We start from the raw sequence: 16,772 nt of genomic DNA, 5'->3' as shown, positions 1-16,772 counted from the left end.
AAAAATATAATTAATTATACTTATAATTTTACAAAGGTTTATTAAATCTATTCTTACTAATATCAAAATTATATGTTAGTTGTAAATCATCTTCCTCATTATTATCAATCACTTTTATTCCCTTGTTTTGCGCTAAAGAAATAATCACTCTTTTATCAACACCATAAGTTGAATACAATTTTTCAATAGCATTATCATTCAATACTTTTATAGAATTTAATTTGTTTTCAATTTTTTTTTGATATTTTGAATAAGATAATAAGAAATTGTTATAATCATATAGGATAATTTCTTTAATCGGACTAGCATTTTGAATTTCTAAATGTTGAATAATACTATCTATTATATTTCCGATATTAGATGATAACGTAATATTTTGAATGTTGCATTCGAAATATACCTTTTTTAATAGTCTTCTTATGGTAGAGCCATGTTTTTTAGATGAGATATTATTTGTAATAGATAATAATTTAACTGATGCAATTAGATTACCAATAAGGAAGTGTTGTATTTCTGGATCTGTAATTCCTAATTTCAATACTTCATTTAGAATAAATTGATATTTATTTTGTAAATAAAGATATTTTTTAGATTCAAAGATCATATTAATTCTCTCAGGAAATATCACACTATCTAGCTGGAATGATTTGTTGGATATATTAACAATTACAAAATTTGCAAGACTTATAAATCCATTTAAATAATGATAAGCAACTTTAATATAAAAATGTTCGCCCTCCAAGGGAAGTTTGCATCTAAAATTATCTTGAGGAACAATTATCTTATTTTTAAAATCTTTAAATAAATTTTGTATTTCAATAATTTCAGGTAATACAATAAATATTTTCTCCTTATTTAAATTTTTTTCATTAATAAGGTAATATCTAATAAAATTATAAATTATCGATGAATTATCTATTTTTTCAAAACTATGAAGACTTACTAAGGTTTGGAACGGAATTGCTGTAGGATTTATCAAATTATTTGGGTATACATCTCTAAAGCATTCTTGAATTTTATATCCATAAGCAAATGATGGTTGCTTATAATACATTTCAGTACCTATAAAAGGCGAGAACGTAAATAAATGTTCATCATTACGTAAAAGAGGACTATTCTCTAGTTTTGTAACTTCTTTTGAACAAAATATTTTTGAAATTGTTTTTTCCTCAATCAATTTAACATATCTCCTCTTGTATTTTTCTAATTACCCTATACTGATTCTGATTTGTATAAAAATAACATAAAAGATTAAAAAGGAACAACTACTTTATTTAAATGTTGATAGAGATTTCCATAATTAATGTATATAAAACTATCATTTTTATTAGCAACAACATTTACTGTATCGAATACTCTTGGATTATTCATAATGTTTAATTTTTCTGAATTAATTATTTTGAAATCTTCATGGTTTGATAAAATAACAACTAAATCAGAATTTGAAATAGCAGACTCAATGTTTTTCTCTACTATATCGTTTAATACATAGGGGTCATATACTCTAACTTCAAAATCTCCCTCCATTTTTAATATATTAAAAATTTCTATTGCTGGACTATTTCGTATATCATCTACATTCCCTTTAAAAGTTATTCCGAACAAAGTCACGATTTTCCCATTTATCTGCTTCATTAGCTTTTTTATACTATTTAAAACATAAATCGGCATAGAATCATTAATTCTTCTTGACAATTGTATTAGTTGAGTGTTTTCTGGAGTTTTAGAAATAAGAAAATTAGGGTCCACTGGAATGCAGTGTCCACCTACTCCTGGGCCAGGCATATGGAGATTTACTCTTGGATGTCTATTTGCTATATTAATTACATCCAATACATCAGTATCTAGAGCATTGCACGCCTCAGTTAATTCATTGACTAGCGCAATATTTACATCTCTGTAGGTATTTTCTGCGATTTTTACCATTTCTGCTGTCCTAGAATTTGTTTTTATTATTTTCCCCTTAACAAAAGTACTATATAACTTTGCACCTGCTTCAGTGCACTCTGGTGTTACGCCGCCAATTACTCGTTCATTGTAGATCAATTCATATAAAATGTTTCCAGGTAATACACGTTCAGGACAGTGTACTAAAAATAGATCAATGCCTATGGTGAATCCTTCAGCTTCGATTATGGGTTTCACGAAATCCTCCATTGTTTTTGGTGCTATTGTTGACTCTATTATTAGTAAATTCCCCTTTTCCAAGTATGGAATAATAGAATCGAGAGCTTTTAAAATAAAGGATATATCTAAAGACTTATATTGATCATTATTATTTGGTGTGGGAACTGAAATAATAAATGCGTCTGCTCTTTCAGGTACTCCAGAAGCTCTAAATGTTCCTTTATTTATAGTCTCTTTTATCGCATCTTGTAGTCCAGGTTCCATAATAGGACTCTGTCCAAAATTAAGTAATTCTATTACATCAGACTTTATATCAACCCCTACTACTTCCATGTTTTGTTTAGCAAACATTATTGATGTTGGTAAACCGATATAACCCAATCCTATTGTGCAAATTTTCACACATTTACCTCCTCTAACAAATTAGTATATCAGAATTGTATATTATTTGAATTTACATTACAATTATTAGTAATGTTATTAAATAATAGAAGGTGGACTTAAAATTATGAATGAAACAGTAAATATTTTAGATATCCCGTTTTCTAAATTAACCCTAAATGAAACAACGACTTTTCTAACAGATCATATTGAACAAGATGATAAATTACTGCATCTTGTAACAGTTAATCCAGAAATAGCTATTAATTCAGAAAAGGATGAATTATTGAAGAAAATAATTTTAGATGCAGATATGATTACTCCTGATGGAGAAGGTATTGTTATTGCATCTAAAAGGATTGGTGATCCTATAAAAGAAAGAGTAACTGGTTATGAATTGCTTTTAAAACTTCTAGAAAAAGGTAATCATTTTGGATGGAGTTTTTATTTTCTTGGAACAGATGAATCAACAAGTTATAAAGCTGTAGAGACTATTAAGAATATATATCCAAATATAAAAATTTCAGGTAGACATCACGGCTTTTTTAATGAGTCAGAAGAAATTCAAATTTTAAAAGAAATTCAAAAAACAAAACCTAATTTATTAGTAATTGCTTTAGGATCACCATATTCTGATAAATGGATTTTTAAGTATAAACAACAACTTTCAAATGTAAAGGTCGTCTTTGGTGTAGGGGGAAGTTTAGATGTTATATCTGGGAAGGTAAAACCAACTCCTCTTATTTGGAAAAGGTTAAAACTAGAGTGGTTGTTCCGTTTGATTGTAGTTCCAGCGGGTAAAGGGCAAAAATCAAGGTGGCGAAGACAATTAGCATTACCTAAATTTTTCTATAGAGCAATTATTAAAAAAGGAAATTAGATTAAATACTTTTAACAAAAGGCTTCCAAAGTTTAGTCATGGTGTCTTTTGTTTTTTTAATAAAGAATTTAGAATTTATGTATTGAAATTAGAAGAAATCCCTAAAAATCATACAAATAAAAAATATACATAGAAGAAGAATTAGTTCGCATTTCAAGTTGTCTAAATAACTAGTTTTAATAAAATGTAAAAAAATGTTGAAAAATTTAGAATAGTACTGTTATATTATTGGGGTGTAACAATTTGTAATAAAGGGTAAAATATTTCAACTATTGAAGTACTATACACCCCTAATTAGTTTTCTAAAATCTAAAATTATAAAAAGGAGAATGTGCAAGGTTGGATAATATATTAATAATTGGTGCTCATTTCGATGATTGTGAATTGGGAGCAGGAGGATTTGCTGCTAAAATGGCAAGTGAAGGAAAAAATGTTTATAAGTTAACATTAACAGATAATGTTACAATTTCAGGGAAAATGGGTATAGATGTTGATTATCAATCTAGTAAAAACTCTAGTTCTGACGCTTGCAGAATACTTGGAATTAATGAAATCACCAGCTATCAGCCCTCAAAATGTGGAGAGTTAATATATACAAAAGAAACTATGCAAAGAGTAGAAGAAATAATTTCTTCTTTAAAAATTGATACCACAATCATACATTTTAAAGATGATAAAAATCAGGATCATGTCGAAGCTTCAAGAATTTCAGAAACGGCAGCTAGACATTGTCCTAATATCTTGGCATATCAAAGTAATATGTATACATTGTCTACCGCTTACTATCCTGTTTTTTTTGTTGATATTAGTGATTACATTTCACAAAAAATAAATGCCTTAGAGTGTTATGAAAAGCAACATAATAGATTTAATAAATTATTTCAAGCTAATATTTCTAGAAATCAATTTTGGGGTCATTCTCGAAAAGTTGATTATGCAGAAGCTTTTCATCCTATACAATTTAAATTAGAATGACCGATAAATTTTTAAGGAGTGAGTAATTTTGAGTTCAAAAATAAGTGAAAATGCACTAATTCATGAGAATGTTAACATTGGAGAAAATGTAGTGATACATGATTTTGTTGTAATATATCCGAACACAAAAATAGGTGATAATGTAGAAATATTTGAAGGCTGTGTTGTAGGGCGAAAACCAACAATTCCGGGACAACAATATAGAAAATTAAAAAAAGAATATCAAACTTTAAGAATAGGGAAAAACTCTGTTTTATGTCCTGGTGTTATTTTATATGCGGGAGCAGACATAGGAGAAAATTCACTATTGGGAGATCATTGCAGTATTAGAGAAGATTCTGTAATAGGGGATTATTGCGTAGTTGGTAGACATGTAAGTATTAATCATAGTACAAAAATAGGAAATAATGTTAGAATTATGGATGGGTGTAGATTAACAGATATGATAGTTGAGGATAATGTATTTATAAGTGATCAAGTAGCAACAGCAAGCGATAATACTTTTGGAAAAGAAGAATATAATCCTAAAAATGTTGTAGGTCCATATATTCGGAAAGGAGCAAAAATAGGCGCTGGAGCAACTTTATTGCCTCATATAATTATTGGTCAAAATTCAGTAGTAGGGGCAGGTTCAGTTGTTACAAAAAGTGTTCCTGATGGAAAAGTAGTGATAGGCAATCCTGCGAGAATTAAGGATTAAAGTCAAATTAATATCTAATAATATAGAATACTTTTTATCAAATTTTATGCAATTTTTTTTGCTTAAAAACCAAGTAAGTCAATAAAATTTGTTTAATATTAAAAGAGGGTGAAATTTTGAGTACTACTATAAACAACGTTTCACAATTATTACAAATCAATAGCAATAAACTCTCTAAGAGAGAAGTAATTTATGATGGTTATCGTAGAATAACCTATAAAGAACTCGATGAAGAAAGTAGTATACTTGCTTTTAATTTAATTGAAATGGGTGTTAAAAAAGGAGATAGAATTGCTATCTGTCTCCCTAATTGGCATGAATTTGTTGTAATATCGTTTGCTATAACAAAAGTTGGAGCTGTCATTGTACCACTTAATATTAATTCTAAAACAGAACTACATTATTACTTAACAAATGCTGAAATAAAAGTTGCTTTTATAGCAAAGGAATTCGAGAAAAATAATCTATGGGATAATTTTCATAAGTACAAACAAAACAATACTCTTATAAAGTATTTAATTTCAGTAAGGTTTGAAAATAAAGACTCTATTTCTTATAAAGAGCTTCTCAATCGAAAGCATTCAAATGAAATATTGTTACCTAAAGTATGCTACAACGATGACTGTGTAATTATGTATACTTCTGGTTCGACTGGTTTACCTAAAGGAGTAATACTAACTCATGGAAATTTAATTCATATGTGTGAAGTTAGTATTGGATTACTTGATCTTACTCCAGAAGATACAGTATTGTGTCCATTACCGGGATATCACATATTTGGATTACATCAATGTATTCTAGTTCCCATTGCTGCTGGTGCGAAAATTGTTCTTATGGAAAAATATAAACCAGAAAACGTATTTCAAATGATAGAGAAAGAAGTAGTCACAGTACATCATGCTGTTCCTACTATGTTTATACTAGAAATAAATAACAGTACTCTAAAAGATTATAATCTTGATTCTTTACGTATAGGTATTACAGCTGGATCTAAAATACCTAGTAATTTAATTTGTAATATAAGAAAAATGTTGGGTTTTGAGGTATTGAGTTCTTATGGAATGACTGAAACATCTACGTGCTTAGCACAAGTTAGATTAAATGATAGCGATGAAGTTAAATTTAATACAATGGGTAAACCAGTTCCAGGAGTCCGTTTTAGAATAATAGATATAAATACAAGACTAGATTTAGGATTGGGGGAAATTGGAGAAATATTGGTTAAGAGCCCAGGAATAATGAAAGGATATTTAAAAATGCCAAATCAAACTATAACAATGTTTACAGACGATGGTTGGTATATTACTGGGGATATAGGCCAAATAGACGAAGGCGGGAATATAAGAATTACTGGTAGAAAGAAAGATTTAATCATTAGGGGAGGTTATAATATAAACCCCACAGAAATCGAGGATCAATTTTACACACATAATGATATTTTGGAGGTAGCAGTAATCGGTATAGACGATATAGTGTTAGGTGAAATTACTTGTGCAGCTATAAGATTAAAAAAAGGTGTTTATGGAAAAGAAATTGAATTTAAAAACTTTATTAAAGATAGACTTGCAGAATATAAAATTCCCGATAAAATAGTATTCCTTACAAATTTACCCAAGACTGCGGTAGGAAAAATAAATAAAATAGAATTGAAAAATCAATTGAACAATCAACTATTTAAGGAAATTCTTTAGTTCTCATATTTTTTATAGTTAACTAAGTCCAAGATAATTAATATGTGTTTGTATTCCGCTTAAGATATATTTCAAACCAAATTTACATATTTAAATTTTAGTTTATTCGGAATGTTTTTAAATTTGATATTAAAGTATCAAACGGTATCTAGAGAGAGGATGATATAGATTGAAAATATTGGTTACAGGTGGGTTAGGGACTGTTGGATCCCTTCTAGTAAAAAAATTGAGAGCAAAAGGACATGAAGTTTATATATTGGACCTTCCACACAATAATGACCCAAAATATTTTAGGTGTGATATTTCAATGTATAGGCAATTAGAATCCATTTTTCAAAGACATAATTTTGACTATGTATATAATTTAGCAGCAGAGTTTGGCAGGTGGAATGGAGAAGATTTCTACGAAAAGGTATGGTTATCAAATGCAGTAGGTACTAAAAATATTATACGTTGTCAAGAAAAGTATGGTTTTAGATTAATTCATTTTAGTAGTTCAGAAGTATATGGTGATTATACTAAAAAAATGTCTGAGGATGTATTAAATAAAGAAGTAATACATCAAATGAATGATTATGCAATGTCTAAGTGGGTTAACGAACTACAAATTAAAACTTCTATTCAATTAAATAAAACAGAAACAGTTATTGTTAGGTTATTTAATACCTATGGACCAGGAGAATACTATAGCGATTATAGAAGTGTTATCTGTATTTTCTGTTATAGAGCGCTACATAATATGCCTTACACTGTCTATACTAATCATTTTAGATCTAGTACGTATATAGATGATTGCATTGAGGCGCTTACTAACATCATAAAAAATTTTAAAGCTGGAGAAGTATATAATATTGGAAGTGATGAATTACATAATATTAAAGAGGCTTCTGATATTGTACTTAAATATCTGGGTAAATCAGATTCTTTAATAACTTATAAGGAAAATGAAACTTTAACTACAAAAATAAAAAAAATAGATAATGACAAAGCGAAGAGAGATTTAGGTTATAAAAGTACTGTATCTCTACTTGAAGGTATACCTTTAACAATTGATTGGATGAAGGGTGTGTATAAGGGTTAATTTTTTAAAAACAATTATTGGGAAAATATTTTATTTTATAAAATTATAATTAATAATGAGGTGCGTTAGATGGCAATCTTAATATTAAATCGTTTATCAAAGAAACAAAAAGATTATGAAGAATGGTTCAGTGAAATTGATGATGAACTATATATGTTAGGTCATCCAAATTCGACAGAATCTTTCACTCAGTGTCAATATACAAATACTTTTGAAAACTTCATGTGGAATGGAGAAGTTGATTGGGAAGCTGTGCGTATTTATAAAGAAATGGGTTTTTCAAAAATAATATCACTGGAAGAAGGAGACTTGTTAAGGGCTGGAAGATTAAGATCTTATTTAAATATTGAAGGACAATCATATGAAAGCGCATTAGCTTTTAGAAACAAGTATATAATGAAAAGTATTTTAAATAGTGGAGGTATAACCACTGCCCCATTTAAATTAATTAAGGATCCAATTGATCTTTACGAATTTACAGAGGAATATGGTTTCCCAATTGTAGTTAAACCATTAATGGGTATGAATGGTAAAGATGTGAAGGTTATTTATAATCAAAATGATTTATTATCTTGGATGAAACTTAATAACTGGTATGATATTTTAGTTGAAAAGTATATTGATGGAGAAATATATCATTTAGATGGATTGGTAATAGACGGTGAGTTGAAATTCTCCTGTTCATTTGCTTATATTAATTCTTGTTTATCATTTAATGAATCTGAAGGAGTTGGTCACATTCTTTTAGATTCGAAAGATCAATTAAGCGTTCGTTTGTCTAATTATGTATCCAAAGTATTAAAAGTATTACCAACTCCTAATAAGACTTCTATACACGCAGAAATTTTTCTTACAAAGGATGATGAACTCCTTCTATGTGAAATTGCTAGTCGAACTGGCGGTGGCAGCATTCCTGAATTGCTTCATAAAGCATACAATGTAGATTTTGATCGAATTATCTCTAGAAGTCAGATAGGCATTAGCGATCCGCTTCCATCTAAAGTTATTGGTGAAAAGCTGATCGGAAACTATCTATTTCAACCTAAAGATGGAATACTTAGTTCTTATCCAAAGCATTTACCTTTTGACTGGGTGATTGATTATAAAAGAAATGGATTAGAGGGGCAGCTCTACACAAATGCAAATTCAAGTCCAAAGGATTACGCAGTTGTATATGTCGAGGGGGAAACAGAACAACAGATCAAACAAAGAATTACTATAGTTAATAATTATATGGAAGATAATACGATTTGGGTATGAATTAAATCTATAAAAGGAGTGTTTAATAAATGATTAAATTGGAATATTTCAATCCTTCGGATTTTAAACAACTTATTCATTGGATTAATTCACCAGAATTCTTAATTCAGTGGTCAGGTTCTGTGTTTAATTTCCCTTTAGACAAAGATCAATTGGAAAGGTATATAGAAAAGGCAAATAAGGAAAATTCAGATACCTTTGTTTACAAAGCAATAAATGAAACTGGGGATGTTATTGGTCATATTTCTTTAGGACAAATTGATAGGAAAAATAAATCGGCAAGAGTTGGAAAAGTATTAATTGGTGAAGACCAATCCCGAGGGAAGGGAATTGGTCAGTTGATTGTAAATGCTGCATTAGAAATTGCTTTTAAAAAGTTTGACTTACAAAGAGTAAGTCTGGGTGTTTTCGATTTCAATAAACAGGCAATTTTATGTTATGAAAGATCTGGATTTATAAAAGAAGGATTACTAAGAAATTCGATAAAAGTTGAGAATAAATTTTGGAGTGTATGGATAATGAGTATTTTAAGAGATGAGTGGCTAAATAAAAACTAATTCCTTTTTACTAGATTTCAAATCAAATTCAATTTAAATATTCGGGAGCTTGAAATGTACAAGCTCCTCTTTAAAGAAATTAAAGATTTGAACCTGTGCAGAAAGACAAGTGGTTTTCCTATATAAAACTGAGGTTAAAAACATGAAAAAAAAGAAGGAAATATACATAAACTTCATAAAACACAACCTGAAAAATATAACTATTCTAATTATTTTGATTATTTTTAATTTTTCATTCTCTTTAATATCACCTTTTGTAATACAGCAATATATTGATAATTTAACTCTCTTTTCTATAAATAAATTAATGATTTATATATTAATTATTATTCTAGTTTTGATTATTTCAGAATTAAGTAGAATATTCTTTTTGTTTTTTTATCACAAAGTTATATTGATAACAGTCAATAAAATTAAAATGAGTCTTATGAATGTTATAACAAAATCAAAAACGACCTTTCTTAAACAAAATAAAATGAATTTTTTGGATATTTTTGTTAGAGATGTTGATTCAATTTTCAATAGTGGAATAGATGCAGTACCTCAAATGATATTTCATAGTGTTATAGGAATAGGTACCTTATTTTACATATTTAATGTTAATTTGTTTTTTGCAATTGGTATTGTTGCAATATGTACAATAAGTTTAATTCCTTTAATTTTTATTAATAAAAAACAATCGATATTTGTTGCTGATGTTCATAAAGAAGAACAGTTACAATCAGAGTATTTGCGTGAGATATTAAACAAGCCTTACTTTGTAAAAACCCTTTCGAGTAATAAAGTCATACTAGAAAGGTTTGAAGGAATAACACAAAATATTCTTAACAAAAAATTGAAAAGAGAGTTAAATATTCGCTTTTATTTATGTGTTAGAATATTTTTCGATTCATTATTACCTGTTTACATTTTTACTTTAGGAGGTTTTTTATTTTTAAGTAATAAAATCTCTTTAGGTCAAATTATTATGTGTATATCGTTAATTCCTTCTATAACAACACCCATCAATAGTTTAACAAAATATTTTTTAATACTAAAAGATATTATCCCCAGATTTGGTAGGGTGTTTAATGCCTTTAAAATACCTTTAGAACAAGAGCGGATACAAAGTTCTTTGAAATTAATGGATATCCAAAGTCATCTAAGAATAATTGAGATTAAAAATGTAACATTATTTTTTAATAAAATTAAAATATTAGATGATATCTCATTAACTATTAACCGCGGTGACCATGTACTAATAAAAGGTGAAAGTGGTTCAGGAAAGACTACTATTATTAATGTTTTATTAAAGGAGGTAATACCAAACTCTGGAGAGGTAATGTTACATGGGAAAAACTATAATGATCTTTTAAACCTTGAAATTAGGAGTAAGATAGGAATATGCCACCAAGAATTGTTCTTTTTTAATGGAACTATTAAGGAGAATCTATTATTAGGGAATACAATTGTTACTAATCAAGAGATAAATGAAGCGCTTTATCTAAGTTGTATGGATGAGTTTGTTTTAAATCATGAAAGAGGTTTAGAAATGATTTTATATGATAATGCGAATAATCTTTCAGGTGGGCAAAGACAACGACTTGCAATAGCTCGTGCTATTTTATCTAAAAAGGAAATTCTCTTGTTAGATGAAACGTCCTCTGGGTTAGATGGTACTCTAGAAATTGAAATGTTCAGGAGATTAAAATCAAAACCTAATTTAACTTTACTTGTTGTATCACACAATAAATCTATATCACACTTATTCACTAAAATATACTACCTTAAAAACTCAACTATTTCTCCTGTCGATAACAGAGAGGAGAGTTTTAATGTTTAAAGTGTATAGAGATTTTCTTAGTTATATACTGACTAAAATAAAATCAGATAAAAAAATAGTTATATTAACTCTATTTAGTATAGTTATACATTCCGTTACTTTAGTTTTAATTCCATTTATTACTCAAATGATAATAGATTATTCTGTCCCTAATTTTGGGACACATCTATCTTTTATATTAATCGTATTATTAGTATTATTGCCTAGTATTTCAATATTACTAATGACTTTTGAAGATTATCAGGCAAATAAGTTAGGACATCGAGTAGCTACTAGTATTCAAATAAATATTTTCAGAAAGTATATTAATCAAAATCTAGATGAAGTTTTAAGTAAAAAGACGGGCATGAAGCTGCAAAGATTAATAGATGAACCTGAAGTAATAGCCCGATGGATATATATTACCAGTACACAGATAATAATAAATTTTTTAGCTATTGTATTTATGTTAATTATAATGTTTTTTTATGATCGAATTTTGGGTATTTTTTCATTACTATTTATGTTAATCTACGCTTTTCCGTTTTTCTTATTAAAAGAGGAGGTGGAGAAATCATCTAAAGAATATCTTGAAAGTAGAACAAATAGCAATTCAATTTTAAATGAAAATTTAAACCTAATGATAACTTTTAAAAGTATGGGGTACTCGGACTTCTTACTAAAAAGATATAATGATTCTTTAAAAAGAAATTTTAGAAGTTTTATGAAGAATGAATTGACTGAAAGAAAGTTGATTTTAATAAATAGCTCAATATCATCTTTTGCTTTAGGATTTCTATTTTTGTATGGTGGACATAAAGTGATAAGTTATGAAATGACTATAGGTGAACTAATAGGAGCCAAAATGATAATAGATAATTTGTTTTTTAGAGGAAAACAGCTCTTTTATCGAATTATAGAGACTTCCAAAGTTATACCTATATATAATGTACTTTCTAATGAAGAGAGATTATTAGAAAATAATAAAAGTCTTAACTCATTAAAAAAAATAAATTCAATTAAGCTTTCTAATATTCCAATTTCAAGACAGGAAATAACAATCAATATACCCACTCGAAATTTTAATTTAATCTTAGGCCCAAGTGGGATAGGTAAATCAACTATTTTATTCTATCTAGCTCGACTAAATATTCCACAAACAGGTTCAATATATATAAATGGGATAGATTATAGAAATTTTAATGAACAGGAATACAATAGAAAAATATTGATAGTTCCCCAAAATATAGAATTAATAAATGGAACTATTAGAGAAGTTTTAACTTTTAGTAATTCAATAGATATGGAACTAGTTGAATACTATATAAAAAAGCTGGAAATAGAGTATTTATTAGATAGACAATCTTCTGAATTATCTGGCGGTCAAAAACAATTAATAGGAATTTTAAGAGCACTTATAGAAAAACCATCTGTTTTACTACTTGATGAAAGTACTTCGGGTTTAGATGATATTAATACTAAACGTGTAATTAAAATTATAAAAGAATTCGTTTCAGGGGGCAATACTGTTTGTCTTGTTACTCATAATTCAAATCTTACACAATATGCAGATAATATATTTTTTATAACTAAAAATGGAGTTTTAATTAATAAAACAAAAAATTCTATTTCTATCTGTGATTAATTCAAAATGGTGACAAGTATAAGCAATTGGGACAGCTTTATCGGAGGAGCTATAGTTTGGAGGTATATGGTTTGTTGGGTCTGCTTAGAAAGGGAAAAGGATTAAATATAATAAAAGCTCATTAATTAATTTATGGGTTTAACGAGACGTCTATTCTTGAACAGAGAAGGACGTTTACTTTTTTGTTTTAAAACAATGATCATATATTTTTTACTTGTGTTTATATTCTTAGAAGTAGAAGGGCTATAATATTTAAAGTATTTCAAAATTAAAATATAATGGTAAGCAAATTTTATTTAATGTATTTAGGTTAAAGAGTAACCTCTTCGTTGATAAAAAATATAATAGCTGATATAGAGAATGATAAAACTTTTAATACAAAAAATAATAAAGATAACTGATATATAAACAGAGATTATGTCTGTCATTTATTGATTATACGAAAAGACGTTAAGAGATACAGTTAATCGTTAAAAAGATTTGATTTAATTGCATTTCATTAATCAAAAGACTTTGTGTATAGATGTACCCTTTTCTTTAGTCTTTTAATGGAATATGATATATAAGGCTTTTACAGTAAAGAAGAGAGAAAATCATTTTAGTAGGCGAAGATAATTTATAACATCTGGAACAGTATATGACACTGCATATTATAATATTGCGTAAATATGACAGTTGTTATTACAAAAAATGACATAACTTCTTATAAAATGGCTTAAAATAGATAAGAATTTGTGACAGCATTAAATATAATTCACATTAATTTTTGAGTTTTAATAAAGATGTATACTAGACAAAAAAGTTGTATACTAATTACTTAAACAGAAATTGATGATTATTATTAAATACAAACCCTTGGTACAGTGTGTTGCTGTATCAGGGTTTTTTATTTTTTTTAGATTGTTTTTTATAAAAAGAGACTAACAAATAATTAATATTGTCATTTTTCAGTTGAATTTCAAACAAAGTTCGATTAAGTATAACAAAGATTGGACGTTTATAATAAACTTTGATTAAAAATCCTGTGCTGTTATGCATGGTCTTTTTTGTTCAACAAGCGGGCCATTTAATTGAATAACTCCTTTGATAAAATTAATGAATTTATGTTAAAATTTAGGTTAAATTATAAACTGATGTACATAAACTAATGACGCAATTTAGTGGAGGAGGGATTATATGTATGAGTGAAATATCTTTTAATGAGTTAGAGAAGAAAGTGAAGAAGATTAAAATTGAAGGTTTTGTCATTTATAAAGGAAATACACGGATCTTTGAATATTTAAAGAATAAAAAAGTCGTAAAAAATCCGACAAAGGTTTATTCCATTACAAAAAGTATTGTGTCTATATTAATTGGAATTATGGTCGATAAAGGGCTAATAAAAAACATTCATGAACCTATTTATAACTACTTTCCGGAAATATTAGAGTTCAATGACCCAATGAAAGAGGAAATCACATTATTTCATTTGCTGACTATGACTTCGGGGTTACAAGTAGGAAAATTCCAAAGTTCAAAAAACTGGGTTAAATTCATACTAGAACAACCAGTTATATATAGACCAGGTTCAACCTTTGAATATAATAGTGGAAACTCTCATTTACTAAGCGCGATCATCCAAAAAGTTTCTGGAGGTTCTACCGCCTCATTTGCTGAAGAATTTCTATTCCATCCATTAGGGATAAAAAAATACATATGGGTAAAGGACCCGCAAGGAATTCACGAGGGTGGCTTTAGTATTTCATTAAATTTAGAAGACATGGTGAAGTTTGGATTTTTATTACTTAACGAAGGGCAATTTAAATCAAATCAAGTGATTTCATCTAACTGGATCCACGAGGCAAAAAAACCATATAAACAATTTGAAGCAGAAGAAGACAGAACAGCTGGATATGGTTATGGTTATCAGCTATGGACTTGTGAAATTACTAATAGTAACAACAAAATTGAATATTACTATGCCAATGGCTTATACGGGCAATATATATTTATTGTTCCGAAGTTAAATATAATGGCTGTGGCAAAAAGCTATCTACAAGATGACCATTCCTCTGCACCGAAACTCTTTTTCGAAGAACTTTTACGTAGTTGGAAGGATGAATGAGACATTTAAACAAATGAAAAGGAGGAATCACTATCTTGATATTCCACAATCGGGCGTGATTCTGCAAGAAGGATAAGCGCTCTTTTTCATTAAAGGGCCATTTAATTGAATAACATTTCTAATTTAAAAAAGGTTTCATGCTTATATGGCATAAGTTTTTGTGCGGATTTTTCAGTTACTTGCTATAAAAAAAGTTGGTGCAGTGTCTACATTTTTTAACCACCGATATTCTAGACCATCTACTCTATCTTTAATCCAAACATCTCCTTGGTTTTCTTTTTTAGATGTTCGATACCAACTAATCGTTGAACCAACTACTTGAGGAGTATTATCTATTTTATTGTTCTTTGGAAATGTAATCTGCCTTTGTTCTCCTGATTCAAGATTAATTACATATAGCGCTGTAAACATAGTTGGAACCGGTCCCAATTTCCACGCTTTGTTTTCTTTTGCTCGAGCAACAATTATTTCATCTAGAGAAAGCCATTCCAAATCTAGATCTACATATCCTTTGGGTGTATAGCCCTTTTGTTTACTCGCTGTAGGAATCTCGGTAACGGTTGTATCTTTGTTTTCAACAAAAAATCTTCCTTCACCCGATATGAAGGCTAGTTGATTTTTTGATGGAGCCCACTTTATCCAATTTTCATACCCAAGCATTTTCCCTATCACTTGAAATTGATCCCCTACTGATGAAAGTACTGATAATGTATTGCTATCATTTGACCAAGACGCTGTGGGTGTTAATAGAAAACTAATCCAGCTCCCATCAGGACTAAACGTTAAATAATCAGCATCGATGGCGAATAAATCCGTTGTATTTGTTTGAATGGTGTAAAAGGGCTTTATTTTATTCGTATCAGGATTGGGATCTACTGGCACTTTAAAAAGGCGAACAGGTTCCCAGCCAGTAGGAAGTAAATTAGATTGAGATGAAACGATAAATGCTTTTCCATCGGGGAACCATTCAAAATCACTAACACCTAGAGATACATTTTCAAAACCTTGTGGTCGCCCATTTTTGGTTTTTGTAACGTTTAGGATACCTCCCGAATTGTAAGCTAGTTGATTGGATGTTGGCGACCATTTGATTTCATTTGCTTCAATTATAGGATACGGCTTATAACTTTCCTTTTTCTTTACATCATAAATATATAAATTCATTTTTCCACCCTCCTCCTTACCTGCTAAATAGGCAATAAATTGACCGTCTTTTGACCACTTTGGAGAGGATACGTACTGACCTGTCGTAAGCTGTAGTTCCTTATCACCCTCTTTTATCCAAAGCTGGTGGTCTCGTATGAAAGCAGCTTTAAGTGGACCTTCAGCAGAAGCACCTATTGAAAAACTAAAACTAATAAATAGTATTAATAATAAAACCCTAATTGCCATTAATCCCACCTCTTTATCATAGGATGTTCTTTTGAAGGGAATAAATTCGTCCATCAAACATAACAAATGCTGGATTGTTGCCTTTTGCTGCTACCATCTTCCATTACCTGCTACGTTTTGAATAGCAACAATATTTAAGAAAACAGCCAAAAATAAAGACAGGATAAAACTACAAATT

General features: G+C 28.7%; 13 protein-coding genes. 10 read left to right on the top strand and 3 right to left on the bottom strand.

The genetic code is table 11. The annotated features are described in order from the left end of the window. Positions 1–28 precede the first annotated feature (28 nt). Positions 29–1,177: a hypothetical protein gene (locus MKZ14_RS21610; RefSeq protein WP_339280483.1), complete on the bottom strand. Its 1,149-nt coding sequence runs from the start codon at positions 1,175–1,177 to the stop codon at positions 29–31. A 74-nt stretch (positions 1,178–1,251) separates the two neighbouring features. After that, complete coding sequence (locus MKZ14_RS21605; protein WP_339280482.1) at positions 1,252–2,529, bottom strand: nucleotide sugar dehydrogenase; 1,278 nt, start codon at positions 2,527–2,529, stop codon at positions 1,252–1,254. Positions 2,530–2,635: 106 nt separating this feature from the next. Between MKZ14_RS21605 and MKZ14_RS21600 the strand changes: the two genes are divergently transcribed. From MKZ14_RS21600 to MKZ14_RS21555, 10 genes are all read left to right on the top strand, one after another. Continuing rightward, positions 2,636–3,388: a WecB/TagA/CpsF family glycosyltransferase gene (locus MKZ14_RS21600; RefSeq protein WP_339280481.1), complete on the top strand. Its 753-nt coding sequence runs from the start codon at positions 2,636–2,638 to the stop codon at positions 3,386–3,388. Between the two features lie 339 nt (positions 3,389–3,727). Next, the gene (locus MKZ14_RS21595; protein WP_339280480.1) at positions 3,728–4,363 is read left to right on the top strand and encodes a PIG-L deacetylase family protein; all 636 of its coding nucleotides are present in this window, start codon (positions 3,728–3,730) and stop codon (positions 4,361–4,363) included. A gap of 28 nt (positions 4,364–4,391) precedes the next feature. Then, positions 4,392–5,063, top strand: a complete 672-nt coding sequence (locus tag MKZ14_RS21590; RefSeq protein ID WP_339280479.1) for a DapH/DapD/GlmU-related protein — start codon at positions 4,392–4,394, stop codon at positions 5,061–5,063. Between the two features lie 116 nt (positions 5,064–5,179). After that, positions 5,180–6,754 (top strand): class I adenylate-forming enzyme family protein, encoded by a 1,575-nt coding sequence (locus tag MKZ14_RS21585; RefSeq protein WP_339280478.1) that lies wholly within the window; start codon positions 5,180–5,182, stop codon positions 6,752–6,754. Positions 6,755–6,923: 169 nt separating this feature from the next. After that, positions 6,924–7,835, top strand: a complete 912-nt coding sequence (locus MKZ14_RS21580) for an NAD(P)-dependent oxidoreductase (protein ID WP_339280477.1) — start codon at positions 6,924–6,926, stop codon at positions 7,833–7,835. Between the two features lie 69 nt (positions 7,836–7,904). After that, positions 7,905–9,095 carry an ATP-grasp domain-containing protein gene (locus MKZ14_RS21575; protein WP_339280476.1) on the top strand — a complete coding sequence of 397 codons (1,191 nt, stop codon included), beginning with the start codon at positions 7,905–7,907 and terminating at the stop codon, positions 9,093–9,095. Positions 9,096–9,124: 29 nt separating this feature from the next. Then, positions 9,125–9,652, top strand: a complete 528-nt coding sequence (locus tag MKZ14_RS21570) for a GNAT family protein (protein WP_339280475.1) — start codon at positions 9,125–9,127, stop codon at positions 9,650–9,652. A 142-nt stretch (positions 9,653–9,794) separates the two neighbouring features. Further along, positions 9,795–11,474, top strand: a complete 1,680-nt coding sequence (locus MKZ14_RS21565) for an ABC transporter ATP-binding protein (RefSeq protein ID WP_339280474.1) — start codon at positions 9,795–9,797, stop codon at positions 11,472–11,474. Further along, on the top strand, positions 11,467–13,098 hold the full coding sequence (locus tag MKZ14_RS21560) for an ABC transporter ATP-binding protein (protein WP_339280473.1): 1,632 nt from the start codon (positions 11,467–11,469) through the stop codon (positions 13,096–13,098). Before MKZ14_RS21565 ends, MKZ14_RS21560 begins: the two co-directional genes overlap by 8 nt. Before the next feature lie 1,180 nt (positions 13,099–14,278). Beyond that, complete coding sequence (locus MKZ14_RS21555; protein WP_339280472.1) at positions 14,279–15,202, top strand: serine hydrolase; 924 nt, start codon at positions 14,279–14,281, stop codon at positions 15,200–15,202. Positions 15,203–15,373: 171 nt separating this feature from the next. Here the strand turns inward: MKZ14_RS21555 and MKZ14_RS21550 are convergent, their stop codons facing one another. After that, a complete protein-coding gene (locus MKZ14_RS21550) occupies positions 15,374–16,594 on the bottom strand; it encodes a translocation protein TolB (protein ID WP_339280471.1) in 1,221 nt (406 codons plus the stop codon). Positions 16,595–16,772: the final 178 nt, after the last annotated feature.

Origin of the sequence: Lysinibacillus sp. FSL P2-0066, assembly GCF_037969495.1 — a bacterium.
In the GTDB taxonomy this organism is placed as follows: Bacteria; Bacillota; Bacilli; order Bacillales_A; family Planococcaceae; genus Lysinibacillus; species Lysinibacillus boronitolerans.
The sequence above is the reverse complement of the archived record's forward strand: the minus strand, read 5'-3'. Positions and strand labels throughout refer to the sequence as shown.

Bases quoted from the DNA above. Each gene is read 5' to 3' on its own strand.
- MKZ14_RS21600 (WP_339280481.1), top strand. From the start codon at position 2,636: ATGAATGAAACAGTAAATATTTTAGATATCCCGTTTTCTAAATTAACC.
- MKZ14_RS21575 (WP_339280476.1), top strand. From the start codon at position 7,905: ATGGCAATCTTAATATTAAATCGTTTATCAAAGAAACAAAAAGATTAT.
- MKZ14_RS21570 (WP_339280475.1), top strand. From the start codon at position 9,125: ATGATTAAATTGGAATATTTCAATCCTTCGGATTTTAAACAACTTATT.
- MKZ14_RS21565 (WP_339280474.1), top strand. From the start codon at position 9,795: ATGAAAAAAAAGAAGGAAATATACATAAACTTCATAAAACACAACCTG.
- MKZ14_RS21560 (WP_339280473.1), top strand. From the start codon at position 11,467: ATGTTTAAAGTGTATAGAGATTTTCTTAGTTATATACTGACTAAAATA.
- MKZ14_RS21555 (WP_339280472.1), top strand. From the start codon at position 14,279: ATGAGTGAAATATCTTTTAATGAGTTAGAGAAGAAAGTGAAGAAGATT.
- MKZ14_RS21550 (WP_339280471.1), bottom strand. From the start codon at position 16,594: ATGGCAATTAGGGTTTTATTATTAATACTATTTATTAGTTTTAGTTTT.